This is a genomic window from Clostridium sp. YIM B02569, from assembly GCF_022320765.1.
GTDB lineage: Bacteria > Bacillota > Clostridia > Clostridiales > Clostridiaceae > Clostridium > Clostridium beijerinckii.
On the sequence record NZ_JAKJJX010000025.1, the window covers coordinates 12784 to 35029 of the forward strand.

A 22246-nucleotide genomic window follows, 5' to 3' on the forward strand; every position below is an offset into this window, starting at 1 on the left:
AATTATCTGATTAATAAATTAAGAATATTTAAAAATGTGGAAAAGAGATTGATGATATAAGAAATTAAGTTTTATATCAGACTCTTTTCCATTTTTTTTGTATGCTTTAAGGCTTTTTTTTAATTTACTTAAAGTTTATAATATCTAATGTATAAATTTATTTGGTGGTGAAAATATGGAATACATAAATGAGATTAATATAAATGAAGCAGTTATTCATATATTAGATAGTAATGGGGAAGAACCTATTTTAAACGAGTATAGTTTGGAATTAAATGAAGATATATATTTTTTCTTACATAAACATTTAGAAAAATGTTTTAAGGATGAAGAACTTAAATATGGAAAGTTTAATCCAGAAAGAAACATAGTTAAAGAAGTATCCCAGGATTATCTGACTGGAGTAGACAATAATTTAGTTAAACTATCTAAAGAATTAGCTAGGCAGCTATTCATAATAATGAAAGGAAATGTGAATATCCCATCTGGAGATTTAATAATAGTGTCTCTAACTACAGATCAAGGTCCAATGATAGGAATACTTAAGATGGATTATGTTAAAAATTTTACTCATGAAGTTCAATTTATAGATCAGAAAATAGGTATAGGGATAGTACCTCAAGCAGCAGGACTTCCAGGAAGTGGGCAAAGAATTCAAAAAGCTGCATTTATTAAACCAATTATAGAAGAGGATAAATATAACTTAATGATTTTAGATAAGCAAAAAGGTAGTAAGGAAGATGAGTATGGAGCAAATTATTTTATAAACACATTCTTAGGTGCAAGCATTGTTACAAATGAAAGAGATATGACCAAAACTTTTGTAAAAGCAGCGGAAAACTGGACTAGAGAAAATGTTACAAATGATGCAGGAAGAGCAGAAGAGATTAGGACTGCAATAAAAACTAAATTAAAAGAAGAAGATTCTATTAATATAGATGAGTTTTCGGCTGAATTATTTAATGAGCACCCTCAAGCGAAAGAAGAGTTTTCAACTTATATAAAACAACAAGGACTTCAGGAAGAAGTTGCTGTTGATAAAACGTGGGTTGAGAAAAAATTAAAAAGGGTCAGACTTAATATTGATAAACAAATTGATTTATATATCAATGAAGAGACATACCACGACCCTAGTAAGTTTGAGATACAAAGAAACGGTGATGGAACTATTAATTTAATAGTAAAAAATGTGATTAATTATATAGAAAAGTAGATAACTAGGCTCTATGATTTGTTGCTATTTGCTTTATATTTGAGAAAGTAAAGGCTCTAAATAGTTTACTTTGTGCTGGCTGATTCACAGCAGGTTTTTAAGAATCTAATATATTTATATTGTGCAACCCACATATAAATATATTAGATTTTTATTTTATATGAATTTATTACCGGTATTTTTTTCTGTAATCAGAAGGTGATATGCCTAAGTTCTTGGCAAAGACCCTACTAAGATAAAATCCGTTATCATATCCGCATTTTGAAGCAATACAATCTAATGTATCTTCGGTTCTGAGCAATAATACTTGAGCTCTTCTTAATCTTAAAGAAGTTATATATTCAATAGGAGTGGTTCCTATACACTTGTGAAATCGTCTAGTAAACTGAACAGAACTAAGTCCTAGCGAAGCTGAAAAATCTTTGATTTTAATGGATTCATAAGCATATTTATTTAAGTACTTTAATGAATAGTTTATAATTTCATCCTGAACAAAGTTTTTTGGGGAGCCGCTATACTGTGTTTCTATATAATATAATTTCATAATATCGCTTATCAATGAGCTTTTCCATTGGTTTAATTCAATATTGTTATTGTGACTATATAGCTTTAAATAGTAGTACATATTATTGAGTCTTTTTAAATCTGATACAGATATTTTACCAACTGGAAAAGATAAAGTATCATCTTCAGAATTTATTGAAAAGTTTATGAAGTGAAATGTAAGAGTGGTAATGACCTCCCTTTTGAAAATTATTCCAGGTGGGCAAATTACAATATCACCAAATTTACCTTTTCCTTTATGAGATTCAACTTCGTAACTGCATTCACCATCTTCAATAGCGTAAAGTACCCAGTTTGAATCTATGTCTTCATCCAATAAAAAATGTTCTTTTTTATCCCAAAAAATATGTTGATTAATATTTACGTTAAGATTATTTAAATCAAACATCAATAAGCCTCCTTTAAGAGCTAAGAAGATTATGCCATAGAAGAATTATAAGAAAATAGAAGTGAAATGTAAACATTTAAAAAATAATTAAAGTGATAATATCTGTATTTATATAGAGATTTTGATTGCAGAGTATGTGAATGCTAGATGTTCATTTTTTTAGATGTTTATATTTTGTGTAAATAATAATTGTTATATCAAGTATATGAAATAAAGTATATGCAGATGATACGTTAGTGAATTCAAAAAATCAGCACCCTAATATATTATAAAGATATAATCAGTAAGAGGTGGGATAAGCTATAGTCTTCCTATAAAGCTGATTATGAAAAAATAATACAATGCATTGTAAATATTAAAACACTAAATAGATGTAGACATTTAGGATTAATATATCTATAAAGGGAGCGAATTATGAATTACAAAAATGTAAAAAAGGATATAACCGTAATAGGTGGTGGTTTAGCAGGTGTGTGTGCAGCTATTTCTGCCGCTAGAAATGGTAAAAGTGTTTCTTTAGTACAAAATCGCGGAATTTTAGGCGGAAATTCTAGTAGTGAAATTCGTGTATGGGTATGTGGAGCAACAAAACATGGAGTAAACAGATATGCCAGAGAAACTGGAATTATGGGAGAATTGTTTTTAGAAAATCAGTATCGCAATCCAGATGGAAATCCCTATTTTTGGGACATGCTACTATTAGAAAAGGTAAAAGATGAAAAAAATATTTCTTTATTTTTAAATACAGAAGTGTCAGAAATCGATGTAATTGAAGGAGAAAAAGAAAATAAAATAAAATCTGTGACAGGGTGGACAATTGGATCAGAAACTAAGACAAAATTTGAAAGTGAGGTATATCTAGATTGTTCCGGAGATGGATTTATTGGAGCATTAGCTGGTGCTAAATATAATTTAGGGAGAGAATCAAGATATGAATATAATGAATTATTGGCGCCAGAAAAAGAAGATAAAATTTTATTAGGAAGTACTATATTATTTTATACTAAAGATGCTGGACATCCAGTTAAATTTATTCCACCTAATTTTGCAAAAGATATAAGTAAAACCAGTATTCCAAAGAATAGAGTTATAAAATCCAATGACTCAGGTTGCTGCTATTGGTGGATAGAACTAGGCGGAGAAGTTGATATAGTAAAAGACAATGAAATAATAAGAGATGAGTTATGGACACTAGTATATGGAATATGGGATTATATAAAAAATTCGGGAAATTATGATGCAGACAATCTAACATTAGAGTGGGTTGGGTCAATTCCAGGTAAAAGAGAATATAGGAGGTTTATAGGAGATTACGTTTTAAATCAAAATGATATTATTGAACAGACCGAATTTGATGATAGAATAGCTTTTGGTGGTTGGTCAATAGATCTTCATCCTGAGAAAGGAATATATGAGGAAAGCTGTGGCTCGAGAAATATACAAGCTGATGGAGTATTTCATATACCGTTTCGTTCCACATATTCTGTAAACGTATCGAATTTGATGTTTGCTGGAAGAAATATTAGCGCATCACATATAGCTTTTGGAGCAACTAGAGTTATGGCAACTTGCGCTACAATAGGAGAAGCTGTTGGATTAGCGGCAGCAATGTGTGTAGAAGACAAAATTATTCCTAGGGATTTATATATGAAGCATATAAAGAAATTACAGCAGATTTTATTAAGACAAGATGGATCTATTATAGGAATAAAAAATGAGGACATGAAAGATAAGGCTAGATCAGCAGCTATTATGGCATCTACATTATTAAAGAAAATTGAAGTCGTAAATTCTAACGATGAATATAGGTTGACTACAGATATAGGAATTTTATTTCCAATAGAAAACAGAGTTGAAGATGTAGAAATACTAATTTCTAGCTTAGAACAGACTACATTGGAAGTAGAACTTTGGGATACAGGCAGAGCAGAAAACTATATTCCTAAAAATCTTTTGAAGAAGAAAAAAGTACAAGTGGAAAAAGGAAGAAATCAATGGGTTAAGAGCGACTTTGTATTGGAATCAGAAGTGGCAAGAAATCTATTTTTGGTTGTAAAGGCTAATGATAAAGTTACAATACATTTATCTTATGAACAATTAACAGGTGTACTTTCATTTACTAAAAAGGCTATAGAAAATACAAATCTTGATGATTATATTGGTATAAATCCAATTGTTGAGTGGTCTATGAAAGAAATGGCTAGAAAAGAATTTTGCTTTAGAATTCATGGTGAAACAAATGCATATTCTCCTAGTAAAATTATAGATGGTTACTCAAGACCTTATGGGGGTCCTCATATGTGGATATCAGAAGATATTAAAGATACAGATGAGTGGATACAACTTGAATGGGAAAATGATATTGAAATTAACGAAATTCATATTACATTTAACGATGATGTAAACGAAGATCTTATAAATCTTCATCATCATTACACTGATTTTTCTGTAATGCCTGAATTAGTAAAAGATTATAAGGTTTCCATATGGAAGGATAACAAATGGGAAGTTATTGCATCTAAGAAAAATAATCGTAAGCGAAAAGAAATATTTAAAAATATAGGTAAGATTTTAGCAAATAAAATTAGAGTTACCATTGAATCAACAAATGGATGCAGGAAAGCTGAGATAATTGAGGTAAGAGTATACTAAGATATGCTTTAAGAAGGCGCAATTAGAAAATAGCAAGTCAATCTTACAAGCTTATTTTCCACTATACTGTTTCAGAAAATTATCACAAGGCCAGAGGTAAGAGCAAGCTACTATGTATTAGGATTAAAAATAATAATAATATTTTGGAACTGCTATTTTCTTTAATTCGTCTAAATAGAGAATAATTTATTTAAAGATAGGAAGGAATAAAGAGTATGAATATAAATAATAATTATAAGACTAATTTAACTGAAGAGAAGCCAACTAGAGTAAGATACTTAGTATTAGCTCTAATATTTATAAATATAGTAATAAATTATATGGATCGTTCAAATATATCTGTAGCAGCATCTCATATGTCGAAAGACTTGAAATTATCAACTGTTCAAATGGGATTAATATTTTCAGCGTTTGGATGGGTATATGCTGCATTGCAAATACCTAGCGGATACTTAGTTGATAGATTTAAGCCTCGTGTTGTATATGCATGTAGTTTATTTATATGGTCATTAGCTACATTGTTACAAAGTATTGTAGGTGGATTTGGATCACTTTTAGGTTTACGTTTATCTATAGGATGTTTTGAAGCACCAGTTATGCCAGCAAGCAATAAAGTGGCATCAAGTTGGTTTCCTACAAATGAAAGAGCATCTGCTATTGCAATATACTCTTCAGCTCAATTTGTTGGATTGGCATTTGTAAGTCCATTACTATTTATATTAGAGGATAAGTTTGGTTGGAAATTCTTATTTATACTTACAGGACTTGTAGGGATAGCATGGTCAATTGTTTGGTATGCATTATACAGAGATCCAAGTAAAAGTAAACGTATAAATAATGCTGAGCTAAATTATATCAAAGAAGGTGGAGGTATAGTAGAAGATGAGGATGTAGATAATTCGACTGCTAAGGAAAAATCTCAATTCAAATTTAGTGATTTAAAGATGATGTTTTCTAACCGTAAGCTTATAGGAATATATATTGGTCAATTCACTATATCATCAACATTTTGGTTTTTCTTAACCTGGTTTCCAACATATCTTGTAGAATATAGACATTTAAGTTTTATAAAATCAGGTTTTGTGTCATCAGTACCATATTTGGCTGCATTTTGTGGAGTTTTAGTTTCAGGTTTTGTATCAGATAAACTTATAAAAAAGGGAGTCTCTATGGGAGTAGCAAGGAAAACCCCAATAATTATTGGATTATTATTAACAACAACTATAATTGGAGCAAATTTTGTTGATAGCACTCCATTAATAGTAATGTTCATGGCTATAGCATTTTTCGGCAATGGGCTAGCAACTATTACTTGGATATTTGTATCATTATTGGCACCTAAAAATTTAGTTGGATTAGCAGGTGGGGTATTTAACTGCACTGGAGCATTATCATCAATAGTAATTCCAATCGTGATAGGTATTATTGTATCAGGAGGTAATTTTACTCCAGCAATAGCTTTGATAGGTATTTTAGCTTTAATAGGAGCATTATCATATATATTTATAGTAGGAAAAATAGAAGAAAATAATTAGAATTAAATAATTAAGTTTTACATTTAATTTTGGATGAGATAAAAGTTAGTGCTAGTTACCAGCATTAACTTTTATCTTTTATTTTTAGATAGATTTAATTTACATATTTAAAACTTATTTTAAATAAAATAATAGATATAAAATTTTATATTTAGATAAAGTACATGTTATATGAATTTTGAGGAATAATATTCTAGAAGTTATTTAGTACATCGTTAAGAAATTTGCAAATACTTTTATTTGCTTTCTTAGGTGTTTTAGTACGGAGGAGAATATTTATGAAGAAAAAAAACAAAGGATTATCTGCTTGGCAGCTCACAATGATGGCTTTGGGAAGCATAATAGGAGGATCGTTTTTTCTTGGCTCAGCGGTGGCTATTAATGCTGCAGGACCATCTGTTTTGATATCCTATATATTGGGAGGAATTTTAGTATACTTTATACTTTATGCTTTATCTGAAATGACTGTTGCAAATCCACATTCAGGATCTTTTAGGACTTTTGCATCAGAAGCTTTTGGGCCTGGAACAGGATTTGTTGTTGGCTGGGTTTACTGGATTGGTATGGTGCTTTCAATGTCTAGTGAGGCTACTGCTATATCAATTTTATTGAATGAATGGATTCCGAATATATCAATAGCTATAGGAGGAACTATAATTATTGTTGGTGTAACTTTGCTTAATCTTTTAGGGGCTGATAAATTAAGTAAGCTCACTAGTGGTCTTTCAGCTATAAAACTTTTTGCAATAATTTCATTTATAATTATATCTTTTCTACTTGTTACTGGAATAATTCCGGGAAGAACAGCGGTAGGAGCAGGAGAGCTTATGAGAGAGCCTTTTATGTCAAGTGGCATAGGAGGTATTGCAGGAGGAATGCTTATAGTAGTATTTGCTTATGCTGGTTTTGAAATAATAGGATTAGCAGCCTCAGAAGCTGATGATCCAAGAAAAACAATACCAAAAGCAATTAATTATACAGTTGTAAGTCTTATATCACTCTACATAATTTCTCTTATAGCATTACTTCCTTTAATTCCTACAGCAGATTTAAGCGAAAATATAAGTCCAATGGTTGCGGCTCTTGATAGATTGGGAATTACATGGGCTGGAAATGTAATTAATTTAGTACTTATTACAGCTATACTTTCTGCATCTCTCGCTTCTATGTTTGGGATTGCAAGAATGCTAAGATCACTTGCAGATGAAGGTGATGCTCCTAAGTTTTTGAAGGATAAAGGTGATATTCCTTACAAGGCTATAGTATTTTCCGGAATTTCAATGCTTTTAGGATTAGGATTTGGATTACTATTTCCTAGAATATATCTGTTTCTAGTAACGGCAAGTGGATTTTCGCTACTTTTTACTTACGCAGTAATTATGGCAACGCATATAAGATTCCGTAAAAGAAATGGATGTCCTCCAGATGGGAAATGTCAAATGCCTGGATTTCCGTATACATCTTGGATTGGACTAATAAGTATGATTGTTGTTATTTTTAGTATGCCTCTTATATCTGATCAAGCACCAGGACTTATAGTAGGATTGATAATGATAGCTCTATTTTCATCAATTTATATGATAATGAAATATTTTAGGAACACTGAAAAGAATAAAAATAGCTATGCAAGAGTTAGCAATAAAATGAACCGTTCAAAACTGATGACAGAATTTTCAGAAGAAGTTGCAGATGACAACGAATCAAAGCGAAATAATAATCAAAAAAGCCAATGTAAAAAATGCAGTAAGAAATAGATTAAAATGAAAAAAATATAATTTCTAAATAATATAATTCATTCTTTACAAAATTATTTGAGATGGTATCTGATAGTCTAAGATAAATATTAGTAAATTAGATTTTTAGAACATATATAGTAAATAAAATAAAGATATCCTTTAAATGCTTAACTTTGGGATTAAGTATTTGAAGGATATTTTTATTCTAAATTTTTTAATAATACGGATTTATACAATATTAGTTTTATCGCCTACAATAATATTGAAACTTACTTTCTCTAGATTTACTTATAGAATATTCATATATTCTACTATTAGTCAAATACCCTATATTTTCAATCTGCATTACAACAGACTCATTGGGTAAATCTAATAAATTACTCTCATATTCATTTAATTTTGTAGGGCTCACAGTTCTAATACCGTGACTAATCTTATAATCATATTGGGACTCAATATACGAAAGTAAACTAGATTCACAATCTTCTGTCTTAAGGTTTGGAAATAGGGAGTATGGCATGTAAATCTCTTCTGTATGAATAGGATGGGACTCTATATAACGAACTCTTTTTATAAGCCAAACATGAGAATTTACTTCTACCTGCAATAATTTGCTAAGTTCCTCAGATGAATCAATAAGTTTAAATTCATTAACATTTGATTTTATATTATCCGAATTGTAGTAATCAGAAAGAGAGGATAAAAAAAGAATGCTGTTATTATAATGATTAATATCATTAACATAAGTTGAGCCATCAATTGATTTAATCAAATATGACCTTTCAATTAAATGAGCTATTGCTTTTCTTATAGTATGCCTATTACATTGATATTTGATTGCTAGCTGAGTTTCAGATGGAATACGAGATGATACTAAGAGCTTTCCAGAAGTAATTTTTTCAATCAAGTCGTTAATAATATAATCACTTTTCAAATTTACTCACCTCGTAATAGATAAAAATTATTTAAATATATTATAGCATAATCAAAAAAATTGTTGTATAGACAGGTGATGAAAGTTAGATTTAATAAATATAAAATGTGATTAAAGCCTTAAATGCTTTGTATAAAGATAAGAGGAGAGTGTAATTTATGAATAAAAAAAATATAAACATAATTCCTGATAATTTCTTTTGGGGAAGTGCGGTTACATCATTTCAAAGTGAGGGAGCATGGAATGAAGGGGGAAAAGGAATTTCTATAGTAGATAAAAGAGAAATAAAAGAAGGTTTTTCTAATTGGGAAGTAGCCGTTGATTTCTATCATAGATATAAAGAAGATATAGCATTGTTTAAGGAGCTAGGAATAAATAGTTATCGTACAAGTATCTCATGGACAAGAATTATTCCAGATGGAGAAGGTGAAGTTAACGAAGAAGGGATAAGTTTTTATAATAATTTATTTGATGAATTATTAGCTAATGGAATAGAGCCAATTATAACACTTTACCATTTTGATTTACCAGAGGCGTTAGCGAAAAAATATAATGGATTTGCATCAAGAAAAGTTGTAGATTTATTTGAGAAATATGTAGGAGTAGTATTTGAAAGATTCAAAAATAAAGTAAAATACTGGATAACATTCAATGAGCAAAATTTAGTTATTCCGCGTATGGAGTTGTGGGGAGTAAAAGTAAGTAATAATGTTAATAAAGAAGCTTTAGCGTATCAAGTATGTCACAATGTGTTTATAGCTCATGCTAAAGCAACTAAACTGATGCATGAAATAATTCCAGATGGAAAAATGGGCGGAATGGTTACTTATATGACAACATATCCAATGACGTGTAAACCTGAGGATGCATTAGCAAACTTAAAAGTAAAAGAGCTCTTTAATGATCTCTATTTTGATGTATTTGCTAATGGTGAATATCCAACATATGTGACAAGTAGGTGGAAAAGTAGAGACATAAAGCCAATACTCGAAGACGGAGATGAAGAGTTATTAAAAGAAAATACAGTGGACTATTTGACATTTAGTTATTATCAAAGTTCAACTGTAAAAGATGATCCGGAATATACGGAGAGTATAGTAAAAGGAATGACACCAAATCCACTATTAAAGAAAAATGAATGGGGATGGGCTATTGATCCTATAGGTTTTAGAATAGCTTTAAAAGAGATATATGCAAGATATAAAATGCCAATCTTTGTAACTGAAAATGGAATTGGTGTTAGAGAAGAATTGAATGAAAATAAAACCGTAGAGGACGATTATAGAATAGATTATTTGAGAGCACATATAGAGCAAATGAAATTAGCTATGGAAGAAGGCGTAGATGTTATAGGCTATTTAACTTGGGGATGTACTGATATTTTAAGTTCACAAGGTGAGATGAAAAAAAGGTATGGATTTATATTTGTAAATCGTGATGAATCAGATTTGAGGGATTTAAAAAGGTATAAGAAAAAGAGCTTTGACTGGTTTAAAAATGTAATTTCTACTAACGGGAAACAATTATAAGATAGGGATTAAGGTAGAAACTAGAAATATAGTATAGTTAAAGAAGTTATATGTTGTCTTAGTAGGTTTATATTTAAAACTTTAATAGAGAAGCGATAAATTAAAAATAGAGTACAGAAGCTTAATTGCAATATATATATTTAATTAATTGATAAGTGTAAGATGGATTTAATAAAAGTTAAGAAAATATATCTTTTATTAAATCCTTTTTCTAAAATAGAGTTATCTAATAAAATTAGTTGCAACTCTAGGTTCACTTTCAGGCAATGAAATACCTGCTTTTTTACCAGCTTCTATGGATTTTAGAAGCCATGCCATATTTTTGCCAAGCATTCTCATTGTCTGCATTCCTTCTAAATCTTGTTTAACTTCTTCAGGAGTATTACCGTGAACCATATTCCAATACTGAGATGAAACAACCGGCATATTTGAAATAGTAAAATATTTATTTAATTGATCAAAAGCTGAAGCAGCTCCGCCCCTACGGCAGCTTACAACTGCAGCACCAGGTTTATTTGCAAAGCAATTTCCAGCATAAAAGAATCGGTCCAAAAAAGATGTAATTGATCCTGACGGAGCTGCGTAATGTACAGGCGAACCGAATATAAATCCATCAGCTTCTTTTGCTTTCTCTAAAGCGATATTCACGATATCATCACTAAATACGCATTTACCTTTACCACTTTTATAGCAGCCACCACAACCAATACAGCCACTAATAGGTTTATTTCCTATGTGAAAGATTTCTGTTTCAATATTTTCTTTTTCTAATTCACCAGCTATTTCGCACAAAGCAGTATAGGTACATCCTTTAGCTTTTGGACTACCATTAATAAGTAATACTTTCATTTTCACACCTCACTATAATTAATCAAACAAATTTATACAGAATTTTTAATAATCCACTATTGGATTGAAGTTTATGTTATGTCTTAATTATTATTTTATTGTGTTTATTTGAATAGTTTGTTTTAAGTCTTTTTCTTTTGTTAGAGGTTCAGTTGGATAACCTAATGCTAATGCAGCTGCTGGTACAAAACCTTCTGGTAAGTTTAATTCTTTTAGAAGATCTTTATCACTAGAAAGAGCAAATAGAAAACCTAGTAAATAGACACTACCGATTCCTAAATCAGTAGCAGCAAGAGACATGTTTTCAACTATACATGCAGCGTTAGCTACTTCTACAGCTGGAGCTTTCTCGTTTGGTTTCCCAGAAACAATTATTAATGTAGGAGCACCATAAAATGGTTTCATATTTGGATTTCCAAATACTTTTGCAGTAACTGCTGTAATTTTATCTAATAAGTTGGAATTTTGAATAACAGTTAGATGAACTGAGTTATATGCACCCATTCCTACTGGTGCTGCACAGCCAGCATTAATAATAGTATTTAAAGATTCATCACTGATTTGCTCAGATTTATAGCTTCTAGTAGATTTACGCATTGCGATTACTTTCATTAATTCCATAGTTAAAATCTCCTTTTATAAATTATTATACTTAGTTAAATGAACTTAGTATAATAATTATACCTACTTGTACAATTACGAACAAGTAGGCACAATTTTATTAGTAGGTATCATTTTATATACTAGGTAACAACTTATTAAGGATGTTATGTATGTTTATACCATTATTTGGAACGCTTAACCATTCTTCTGGAATTATAATATGTTTGCAGCTATTGGATTTATTTTTTAAATATGTGTAAATTATTTGAGATTCATCGATTTCTTCTTTTCCAATTTCTATTGGAACATCTCCATTGTTAAAATAAAATAAAATATTATCTTTAAGAATACTTTTCAATGTTTCTAAATCAAAGTTTTTTAAAGTATATTTTTCACTAAAGAGTATCTTATTTCCTCTAATAAGAAAAAATTTAACTATGTCATTATCTAAATATTCAAGCAAAGCAATATTTCTATTTTTCTTAGTAAATTTGATAATTTTAATTTTTTCTAGCAAATAATTTACTGAGCTTATGTAATCCCTATATTTAGCGGCAGTTTCAAAATTAAATTTTTCAGAAGCGCTATTCATTATATGTTCCATCTCATGGAGAATTATTTTATCATTACCATTAAGAAGATTTATTATTTTATTTAATATATTAAGATACTCTTCTCGTGGCGTACTATCCAAACACATTCCAATACATAACCCTAGAGAGTAGTTAAAACAGGATGAAGTTTTTCGCTGATTATTATTGCATTGTATTTTGCAGTATTCTTTAATACCATAAAGTCCTTTTTCAACAATGTTTTTTCTTGAATATGGACCAAAATAAATGTTTCCATCCGTTTCATTTGATTCATGAGATATTTCAATATTTGGATATTTTTCGTTAAGAACTATTTTTATGTAAGAATATGACTTGGGATTTTTCATTAGCCTATTATAAGCAGGCTTAATTTTCTTTATTAATTCACATTCAAGCAAAAAGGCCTCAAATTCAGTATCAGTAATTTTATACTCAAAATCCTTGAGATTTTGAACTAACTTAAGAATTTTAGGAGAATGAGATTTAGAATTTATAAAATATGATCCAACTCTACTTTTCAAGTTCTTTGACTTACCAACATAAATAACGTTATTCAGTGAATCCTTCATAAGATATACACCAGGTGAAGAAGGGAGTTTTTTTACTTTTTCTTTTAAATCCATATCCATATTATCTCCTCTAAAAATATATGTTGAGTAAATTATCATTAGTTAAATTAAAAATCAATTATTCATATAATTATATTTTATCATCACGCCTGTAAAATTAATAATAATTTATAAAATAAATATTTAAATTATGTGTAAATATAAAAAAATGATATAGTTGTTTGCGCAGAGTGCATCAGAAAAAAATTATTAGAGTTTCATTATTTCAAGATAAAAAACTTTTATTGTTTGAATGTATGTGAGTTGAAAAATTTTTTATCTTGAAATGATAGAAATTCTTTGCAATTTTTTTAGCAATCGAAGTAAACAAGTATATCATTTTTCTATTAACTAGAATTTTATTATTTCATTAATTTAACAAGGACAGCTTTTTGGGCATGTAATCTATTTTCAGATTCATCAAAAATTGAATCAGCATGTTCTTCTAAAATTTCAGCTGAAATTTCTTCTCCTCTATGAGCAGGAAGACAATGAAGCACCATAGCATTTTTATCAGCAATAGTCATTAATTCTTTATTAACTTGGAATCCTTCAAAGGCTTTAATCCTCTCATTAGCCTCACCTTCTCTGCCCATACTAGCCCAAACATCAGTAATTATAACATCAGCATCTTTAGCAGCTTCAAGTGGAGATGTAGTAATTGTAAAAGTAACGCCTTCTTTTTCTGCGATCTCTTTAGCTCTATTAAGGTATTTCTTAGATGCAGTATAATTCTCAGGAGATGCAACTGCAAAATTCATGCCGACTTTTAGGCAGCCAATCATTAGAGAATTGGCCATGTTGTTACCATCGCCAATAAAAGCAACTTTTAGACCTTCTAATATATTTTTATTTTCCCTTATCGTCATTAAATCAGCTAGTACCTGACAAGGATGTTCTTCATCTGTTAATCCATTTATAACCGGAATTGATGCATATTTAGCTAATTTTTCAACCTCATCTTGTGAGAAAGTTCTAATCATTATGCCTTGTATAAATCTAGAAAGAACTCTAGCAGTGTCTTCAATTGGCTCACCACGACCAATTTGCATGTCTCTATCAGTCAAAAAAAGTGAATTTCCACCTAATTGATACATGCCGGCTTCAAAGGAAACTCTGGTCCTAGTAGATGATTTTTCAAAAATCATTCCTAAACTTTTACCTTTAAGATGATGATGTTCTATGCCATGTTTTTGTTCGTATTTTAACTGATCTGCTAAATTTAAAATATCCAGAATTTCCTCTTTAGAAAGATCATCCATTTTTAGTAAGTCTTTTTTCATATATATGCCTCCAAACAATAAGAAAGTGAAAAATGAGCAGTTAGGGAGAAAATCCAAAAGATACGATAAAGATTATATTCATACCAAAGTAAAATTTACTTAAGGCTAGATAAAATTTCAAGAATAATGTCTATACCAACTTTTAATTCTTTCTCAGTTATAGTAAGTGGTGGGAGAAGTCTAACAACATCTTTACCGGCTGTAAGTACTAATAATCCTTTTTTTATAGCCTCTTTTTGGACTAGAGCGGGATCACATTTTACCTTTATTCCGATCATTAATCCCATACCACGTACATCTACAATTTGAGGATTTTTAGCTTCATCTATTAGCTCTCTTACAAATAATCCTCTTTTATATATTTTCTCAAAGTATTGTTCATTACAAATCTCTTCAAGAACAACTAAAGCACCAGAACATACAACAGGATTTGCTCCGAAAGTTGAGCCATGATCACCAGGCTTGAATACATCTGCAACTTTAGAGGAACAAAGTATTCCGCCTATAGGAAGTCCTGCACCAAGGCCTTTTGCTACAGAGACTATATCAGCCTCTACATTGAAATTATTATACCCAAACATTTTACCCGTTCTACCTATACCACATTGAACTTCGTCAAATATTACAAGAACATCTTTCTCATTACACGCTTTTACTACTTCTTGAACGAATTTTGTATCAAGAGGGATAACACCACCTTCACCTTGTATTGCTTCGAGCATTATGGCACAAACATCATCTGTAAGCTTAGCTTTAAAGTCTTCTATATCATTTGCTTTTACATAATCAAAACCTTCTGTAAAAGGGTAGAAGTACTTATGAAATTTCTCTTGACCAGTTGCTTTTAGGGTTGTTATTGTTCTACCGTGAAATGATTGAATTAGAGTAAGAATTTTACTTCTTCCAGCACCATATTTGTCGTAACTGTATTTTCTAGCTAGTTTAATTGATCCTTCATTAGCTTCAGCGCCAGAATTAGCAAAAAAGACTTTACTCATGTTGGCTTTTTCAGTTAATTCTTTAGCAAGTTTTAAACTTGGTTCAGTATGAAATATGTTCGATGTATGAGCAAGTGTTTTTAATTGATTACTAGTAGCTTTAACCCATTTTTCATGTCCATATCCTAAGCTGCTGACACCAATTCCACTTGTAAAATCTAAATATTTATTTTCATCTTGGTCATAAAGATAAACACCTTCGCCGTGAGTGAGTATAAGATCTAAACGACCATAGCTATTAACAACGTGTTCTTTTGCTTCGTTAAAATCATATGACATAAAATTGCCCCCTTTAAATTATTCAATAGTTAATAATATCTAGTATAAACTTTAGATCATTAACTATTATTAGAGAAATTTATTTGAAGTTTCTAAAATATTTTAATATTTTGATTAATAAATCATTGTTCCGATACCCTCATTAGAGAATAACTCTAAAAGAATAGAATGAGGTACACGTCCATCAAGGATAGTTGCTTTTTCAACACCCATTCTAATTGCTTCAACGCAACAATCAATTTTAGGAATCATTCCACCTTTTATTATCCCTTCAAGGCATAATTTGGGTATTTGATGTAATCTTAATGTGCTAATTAGAGTAGATATATCTTTTGGATCTTTCATAACTCCTGGAACGTCAGTAAGCAGTATTAATCTTTCAGCTTTTAATGCTGATGCAATTTTTGCTGCGCAAGTATCAGCATTTATATTATATGCCTTATTATCATCTTCTCCTAAGGCTACGCTACCAACAACAGGTATATATCCTGAACTTATGGTAGTTTTTAATATTTCTGTATTAACCTTAGTTATCTCACCTACATACCCTAAGTCGTTATCAGATTCTATTTTTTTAGCTTTTAAAAGAGAGCCATCCATTCCACATAAGCCAATGGCCTTTCCTCCAAATTTCTCTATTAAAGAAACTAAATTTTTATTTACTTTTCCGCCTAAAACCATTTGAACTACTTCAATGGTAATATCATCAGTATATCTTAAGCCGTTAATAAATTCACTTTTGTGATTTAATCTATTTAATAAATCTGAAATATCAGGACCGCCACCATGTACTACAATTGGTTCAATTCCAACACATTTCATTAATATAATATCATTTATTACTGTTTCTCTAAGTTCATTACTTATCATTGCATTTCCGCCGTATTTTACTACTATTATTTTTCCACGGTAACGTTGTATATAAGGTAATGCATGAACTAATACTTCAGCTCTTTCAGTATGATTCAACAAGTTAATACCCCCAGTCAATTTAGAATGTACAGTTCATAATTAACATATTAAGAACTGTACATTGGAATAAGTTTAAAATATATTTATAATCTAAGATTAACTTCTGTAATCACCATTTATTTTTACATATTCGTAACTTAGGTCACAGCCCCAAACATAAGCACTATAATCACCTAAGGATAAGTTAACTTTAATAACTATTTCATTTTCGCTAAGAACCTTTTTTGCAATATCTTCATCGAAGGGTAAAGAACTGCCAGATTCACAAACTTTTATTGAGCCAGCCTTACTTTCAAAGGCAACATCAACTTTTTCGGGATCGAAATCAATATTTGCATATCCAAGTGCACAAAGAATTCTTCCCCAGTTCGCATCGCTACCAAACATTGCAGTCTTTACTAAACTAGAGTTTATTACACTTTTACCTAAAACAACTGCATCTTTTTCGTTCTTTGCACCGATTATTTGACATTCTAATAGTTTTGTAGCACCTTCACCGTCTTTAGCTATATTTTTAGCCATAATTGTATTTAACTCAGTAAGGGCATTTAAGAAAGTATTATAACTTTCATCCTTTTCAGTTATAGTAGGATTTTCAGCTAAGCCATTAGCTAAAATTAATACCATATCATTAGTACTTGTATCTCCATCAACGCTGACTCTGTTATAAGTTACTCCAACACTCGATTGTAGTGCTTCATGTAGCAATTCTGGAGCAATAGAAAGATCAGTTGTAATGAAGGAAAGCATTGTTCCCATGTTTGGTTCAATCATACCTGAACCTTTTGCCATCGACCCCATAGTAATTTTCTTATCACCTATATAAAATTCTACAGCTAGTTGCTTTTGAAAAGTATCTGTTGTCATTATAGCTAAAGATGCATCATTAGAACCTTCCTTTGATAACTTTTCAGTAAGCATTGGAATACCGTCTTTAATAGCATCTATATTTAAAGGAACCCCAATTACTCCCGTAGATGCAACTAAAACATCTTCTGCTTTTAAGTTTAGTTTATTAGCTTGCAATGAAGTCATTTTTTTTGCCTTAATTAAACCATCATCACCATTACAAGTATTTGCATTGCCACTATTTATTATTATTGCTTGTGCTCTTTTGTTTGATAAATGCTCTTTTGTAACGTAAATAGGAGCCCCTTTAACTTTATTTTTAGTATACATTCCTGCTGCAGCAGCAGGAACTTCTGAATAAATCAAAGCTAAATCTTTTTTTAAGCTTCCTTGCTTTAATCCACAGTGTACCCCAGAAGCTAAGAAACCGTTAGGAGCTGTAACTCCGCCATCTATATATTTTATATCCAAATTTATAACCCCCTTAGTCAATGCACAGTGCTCGATGCACAATGCATAATTAATAATTAAATCTGTTAAAGTTTTTAGTATTTAAAAATGATATGAATTAAAAAGCTGGTGCAATTAGATTTAAACCTTCTGCTTCATTAAAACCTAAAATTATATTCATGTTTTGAATTGCTTGTCCGGCAGCACCTTTAATCATGTTATCTATAGTACTAATAATAATAATTTGATCTTCTCTATGATTTAAGTGTAGAGATATATGACAATCGTTTGTTAATCGTACGTTTTTTATTGAAGCTGTATCACCAAGTGGCAGTATACTAACAAAAGGTTCACCTTTATAAAACTCCGTATATAGTCTATGAATTTCTTCAAGATCGACTTTATTTTTTGGAATGCAGTAAATTGTTGAAACTATGCCTCTATTAATTGGGAGTAGGTGAGGAGTAAATGTTACATTTACTTTATCTTCTGCCATAGCAGATAATGTTTCCTCAATTTCAGGTGTATGTCTATGAGATCCAACTTTGTAAGGTGCAAAAGTTTCATTTTCTTCTGGAAAGTGAGTATTTAAAGTTAATCCTCTTCCAGCACCTGTAGTTCCAGATTTGGAATCACAAATAATGTTATCTAATTTTATTTGTGATTTTTTAAGTAACGGCATTAACCCTAATTCTATAGTTGTTGGATAGCAACCAGGATTTGCAACTAAGGAGCATTCCTTTATCTTATCTCTATTTAATTCTGGAAGTCCATAAACACTGTTTGCATGTATCTCAGGTTGTGTAAATTTCTTTCCATACCATTTTTCGTATTCTTCTTCGCTAGATAATCTGAAATCTGCACCCATATCAATACAGATCTTTTTATTATCTAGTGCTTTTTTAGCAATATCTTCACTTAATCCATGAGGGAGGGCAGTGAAGATTACGTCGCACTTTTCAACAACATCATGTGCAGATTCACAAATTAAATTTGTTTTACTTAAGAAATTTTTATATATATTGCTAATCTCTTGCCCCTCAAAAGAAACTGAGCTTAAAGCTGCAACTTCAACCTTTGGATGAGATAATAATAATCTTAAAAGTTCAGCGCCTACATATCCTGTGGCACCAATTATTCCGATTTTAACCAATTTTAAATAGCCCCCTTGTTTATTTGATTATTGCAAAATAATATTATTTATTTTCTGTATGTTAATTTTTAACTATAGTATTTCAATTGTCTATAAAATTTCGTGTTAGAAATTTCATAGACAATTGAAAGTTTTTATGAAGTAGAACTTGATTCAGAGGAGGATTTCCATCTGAATCTTAGTTAAACATATACTTCAAGGGATATTATAATGTACACTTAAGGAGTATGGTCTAAGACTTAGAAGCCGTTATCTGAGAATGCTACGGCTTCTATTATTATAAGGAAAAAAATATTAAATTTTTTCTTTACAATTACTAATCTTATTAAACTTCCTTATTTTCTGATATAAAATTTTTTAATGCTTCAATTTGAATTTTTACTGATTCTGTAGAAGGACCGCCTATAACTTTACGCTCTTCTACGCAAGTAAGTAAATCTATAGCATGGTAAATATCTTCTTCAAATGTAGGAGAGAAGTTCTTAAACTCTTCCATAGTTAATTCTTCAATCATTTTGTTATCTTTAATACATTGAAGGACTATTTCTCCGACTACTTCATGAGCATTTCTAAATGGCATGCCTTTTTTTACTAAGTAATCAGCTACATCGGTAGCGTTAGTAAATCCAAGACCAGCACCTTTTCTCATATTTTCCTTCTTAACTTTCATTGTTTTAATCATTCCACAGAAAGTTTTAAGTGAAAGAACAACTGTATCTAATCCATCAAATAGAGCTTCTTTATCTTCTTGCATATCTTTATTATAAGCGAGAGGAATTCCCTTCATAACAGTAAGTAAAGTCATGAGATCGCCATAAACCCTACCAGTCTTACCTCTAACTAATTCTGCAACATCAGGATTTTTCTTTTGAGGCATAATACTGCTTCCAGTGCTATAACCATCATCAAGTTCGATAAAGCTAAATTCATTAGTACACCAAAGAATTATTTCCTCTGAAAATCTTGATAAATGCATCATTATCATTGAAAGGCAAGAAAGTGTTTCGATAGCATAATCTCTATCAGAGACAGAATCTAAACTATTTAGTGTAACCTTTGAAAAACCAAGATCACGAGCAACAGCTTCTCTATCAATAGGGTATGTGGATGTTGCTAGTGCTCCAGATCCAAGTGGCATCTCATCAACACGTTTATAGCAATCAGAAAGTCTTCCTAGATCTCTTTTAAACATTTCAGCATAAGCTAAAAGATGATGAGCAAATGTAATTGGCTGAGCCTTTTGCATATGAGTATATCCAGGCATTATTGTACCTATGTTTTCATTAGCTTTTTCTAAAAGAACTTCTTCCAAAGCTATTATATCTTGTTTTAATGATGTTATAGCTTTCTTTAAATATAATCTTAAATCTAAAGTTACTTGGTCATTTCTGCTTCTTCCAGTATGAAGCATTTTTCCATATTCACCAATGTAATATGTCAAAGTACCTTCAACAAAACTATGAATGTCTTCAGAAGTTTCATCAATTTCTATAACTCCATTATCCATTCTTTTTAATATTTCTAGAAGACCAGAAGTAATTCTATCACTAGCTTCCTTAGAAATTATATTTTGATTTCCAAGCATGGAAGCATGAGCTAGACTGCCTTCAATATCTTCTTTATACATTCTGCTATCAACATTTATAGAAGAATTAAAATCATTAACTAATTTGTCAGTGCCTTTTTTGAATCGTCCGCCCCAAAGCTTCATTACATTTCCTCTTTCTTAATTTTTTCTTGCATTTTAGCTTTTACAACTGTTGGAAGACCGTATAGATTAATGAATCCAGCAGAATCCTTTTGATCGTATACTCCATCTTCTCCAAAAGTTGCATATTCTTCGCTATATAGTGAGTATGGGCTAGTCATGCCGGCATTGACAATATTTCCTTTGTATAATTTTAATTTAATTTCTCCTGTAACTGTTTCTTGAGTTTTATTAACGAATTCAGTTAATGCTTCTCTAAGAGGAGTGAACCATTGACCGTTATATACTAAATCAGCAAATTTTAAAGCAATTTGCTCTTTATAATGAGCTGTTTCCTTATCTAAGCAAAGTTCTTCTAGATCTTTATGTGCTTTATAAAGAATAGTTCCGCCTGGAGTTTCGTAGACACCTCTTGATTTCATACCAACAAGTCTGTTTTCTACCATATCAGTTATACCAATAGCATTTTCTCCACCGATTTTATTTAATTCATCTAGTAATTCAACGCTGTTCATTTTTTTACCATTTAAAGCAATGGCAATTCCATTTTCAAACGATAATGTTATATAAGTTGCCTCATTTGGAGCTGCCTCTAAAGTTTTGCAAAGTTCTAAAATTTTATCATATTGTGGTTCATTTTCAGGAAATTCTAAATCTAAACCTTCATGGCTTAAATGCCAGATGTTTTTATCTTTACTGTAATTTGTTTCACGGTTGATTTTTAATGGAACATTTTTAGCCTCTGCATAATCTATTTCATCTTCTCTTGATTTAATATCCCAAATTCTCCATGGAGCAATTATTGGCATTTCTGGAGCAAATGCTTTAACTGCCATTTCAAATCTTACTTGGTCATTTCCTTTACCTGTGCATCCGTGACAAATTGCATCTGCTCCCTCTGCTTTAGCAATTTCAACTAACCTTTTTCCGATTATTGGTCTAGCAAATGAGGTCCCAAGAAGATATTTACCTTCATATATAGCACCAGCTTGAATAGTAGGGAAGATATAATCATCAACGAACTCTTGAGTTAAATCTTCAATATATAATTTTGATGCTCCTGTTTTTATTGCTTTTTCTTCTAATCCATCAAGCTCGTCCTTTTGTCCTACATTTCCGCATACAGCAATTACTTCACACCCATAATTTTCTTTAAGCCATGGGATAATAATCGATGTATCTAGTCCTCCCGAATAAGCTAAAACTACTTTGTTATATTTTATCATTTTAAAAGCCCTCCTAAATAATCATATAAAATGCATAAACATACATGCAATGCTATTTTCTTAAATATAATCAATAAATTAATCTGATTTATAATACCTAATTGATGTTTATAATTATACAGTT

Annotated in this window: 17 protein-coding genes; 5 read left to right on the forward strand and 12 right to left on the reverse strand. The window is 30.5% G+C overall.

The window, feature by feature from the left end; translation table 11 throughout:
• The first annotated feature begins 175 nt into the window (after positions 1 to 175).
• Positions 176 to 1213 carry a nucleoid-associated protein gene (locus L3B96_RS20330; RefSeq protein WP_238948420.1) on the forward strand — a complete coding sequence of 346 codons (1038 nt, stop codon included), beginning with the start codon at positions 176 to 178 and terminating at the stop codon, positions 1211 to 1213.
• Positions 1214 to 1382: 169 nt separating this feature from the next.
• Here the strand turns inward: L3B96_RS20330 and L3B96_RS20335 are convergent, their stop codons facing one another.
• Complete coding sequence (locus L3B96_RS20335) at positions 1383 to 2165, reverse strand: AraC family transcriptional regulator (protein WP_238948421.1); 783 nt, start codon at positions 2163 to 2165, stop codon at positions 1383 to 1385.
• A 414-nt stretch (positions 2166 to 2579) separates the two neighbouring features.
• On the opposite strand from L3B96_RS20335, the gene L3B96_RS20340 reads away from it, so the two are divergent.
• The 3 genes from L3B96_RS20340 to L3B96_RS20350 all read left to right on the forward strand — a co-directional run bounded on the left by L3B96_RS20340 (position 2580) and on the right by L3B96_RS20350 (position 8106).
• Positions 2580 to 4817, forward strand: a complete 2238-nt coding sequence (locus tag L3B96_RS20340) for an FAD-dependent oxidoreductase (protein ID WP_012060685.1) — start codon at positions 2580 to 2582, stop codon at positions 4815 to 4817.
• Positions 4818 to 5032: 215 nt separating this feature from the next.
• Positions 5033 to 6352: an MFS transporter gene (locus L3B96_RS20345; protein ID WP_077829109.1), complete on the forward strand. Its 1320-nt coding sequence runs from the start codon at positions 5033 to 5035 to the stop codon at positions 6350 to 6352.
• Positions 6353 to 6630: 278 nt separating this feature from the next.
• On the forward strand, positions 6631 to 8106 hold the full coding sequence (locus L3B96_RS20350) for an amino acid permease (protein ID WP_238948422.1): 1476 nt from the start codon (positions 6631 to 6633) through the stop codon (positions 8104 to 8106).
• A 226-nt stretch (positions 8107 to 8332) separates the two neighbouring features.
• Here the strand turns inward: L3B96_RS20350 and L3B96_RS20355 are convergent, their stop codons facing one another.
• Positions 8333 to 9022 (reverse strand): GntR family transcriptional regulator, encoded by a 690-nt coding sequence (locus L3B96_RS20355; protein WP_238948423.1) that lies wholly within the window; start codon positions 9020 to 9022, stop codon positions 8333 to 8335.
• Positions 9023 to 9180: 158 nt separating this feature from the next.
• Between L3B96_RS20355 and L3B96_RS20360 the strand changes: the two genes are divergently transcribed.
• Entirely contained in the window at positions 9181 to 10551 is a 1371-nt protein-coding gene (locus L3B96_RS20360) for a glycoside hydrolase family 1 protein (protein WP_238948424.1), read from the forward strand.
• 222 nt (positions 10552 to 10773) lie between these two features.
• Here the strand turns inward: L3B96_RS20360 and L3B96_RS20365 are convergent, their stop codons facing one another.
• The 10 genes from L3B96_RS20365 to L3B96_RS20410 form a co-directional block, all read right to left on the reverse strand.
• On the reverse strand, positions 10774 to 11400 hold the full coding sequence (locus L3B96_RS20365; RefSeq protein WP_238948425.1) for a flavodoxin family protein: 627 nt from the start codon (positions 11398 to 11400) through the stop codon (positions 10774 to 10776).
• Between the two features lie 90 nt (positions 11401 to 11490).
• On the reverse strand, positions 11491 to 12021 hold the full coding sequence (locus L3B96_RS20370; protein WP_238948426.1) for a nitroreductase family protein: 531 nt from the start codon (positions 12019 to 12021) through the stop codon (positions 11491 to 11493).
• Positions 12022 to 12136: 115 nt separating this feature from the next.
• Positions 12137 to 13219, reverse strand: coding sequence for a GIY-YIG nuclease family protein (locus L3B96_RS20375; protein ID WP_238948427.1), 1083 nt, complete (start codon positions 13217 to 13219; stop codon positions 12137 to 12139).
• 347 nt (positions 13220 to 13566) lie between these two features.
• Positions 13567 to 14487, reverse strand: coding sequence for an ornithine carbamoyltransferase (argF, locus tag L3B96_RS20380; RefSeq protein ID WP_012060677.1), 921 nt, complete (start codon positions 14485 to 14487; stop codon positions 13567 to 13569).
• A 95-nt stretch (positions 14488 to 14582) separates the two neighbouring features.
• Positions 14583 to 15764 (reverse strand): aspartate aminotransferase family protein, encoded by a 1182-nt coding sequence (locus tag L3B96_RS20385; protein WP_012060676.1) that lies wholly within the window; start codon positions 15762 to 15764, stop codon positions 14583 to 14585.
• A 114-nt stretch (positions 15765 to 15878) separates the two neighbouring features.
• Entirely contained in the window at positions 15879 to 16736 is an 858-nt protein-coding gene (gene argB, locus L3B96_RS20390; RefSeq protein WP_012060675.1) for an acetylglutamate kinase, read from the reverse strand.
• A gap of 96 nt (positions 16737 to 16832) precedes the next feature.
• Entirely contained in the window at positions 16833 to 18056 is a 1224-nt protein-coding gene (gene argJ / locus L3B96_RS20395; protein ID WP_038457999.1) for a bifunctional glutamate N-acetyltransferase/amino-acid acetyltransferase ArgJ, read from the reverse strand.
• A gap of 97 nt (positions 18057 to 18153) precedes the next feature.
• Positions 18154 to 19188: an N-acetyl-gamma-glutamyl-phosphate reductase gene (gene argC, locus L3B96_RS20400; RefSeq protein WP_238948428.1), complete on the reverse strand. Its 1035-nt coding sequence runs from the start codon at positions 19186 to 19188 to the stop codon at positions 18154 to 18156.
• A gap of 325 nt (positions 19189 to 19513) precedes the next feature.
• Positions 19514 to 20899 (reverse strand): argininosuccinate lyase, encoded by a 1386-nt coding sequence (gene argH, locus L3B96_RS20405; protein ID WP_238948429.1) that lies wholly within the window; start codon positions 20897 to 20899, stop codon positions 19514 to 19516.
• Positions 20899 to 22122, reverse strand: coding sequence for an argininosuccinate synthase (locus tag L3B96_RS20410; protein WP_012060671.1), 1224 nt, complete (start codon positions 22120 to 22122; stop codon positions 20899 to 20901). Before L3B96_RS20410 ends, argH begins: the two co-directional genes overlap by 1 nt.
• Positions 22123 to 22246: the final 124 nt, after the last annotated feature.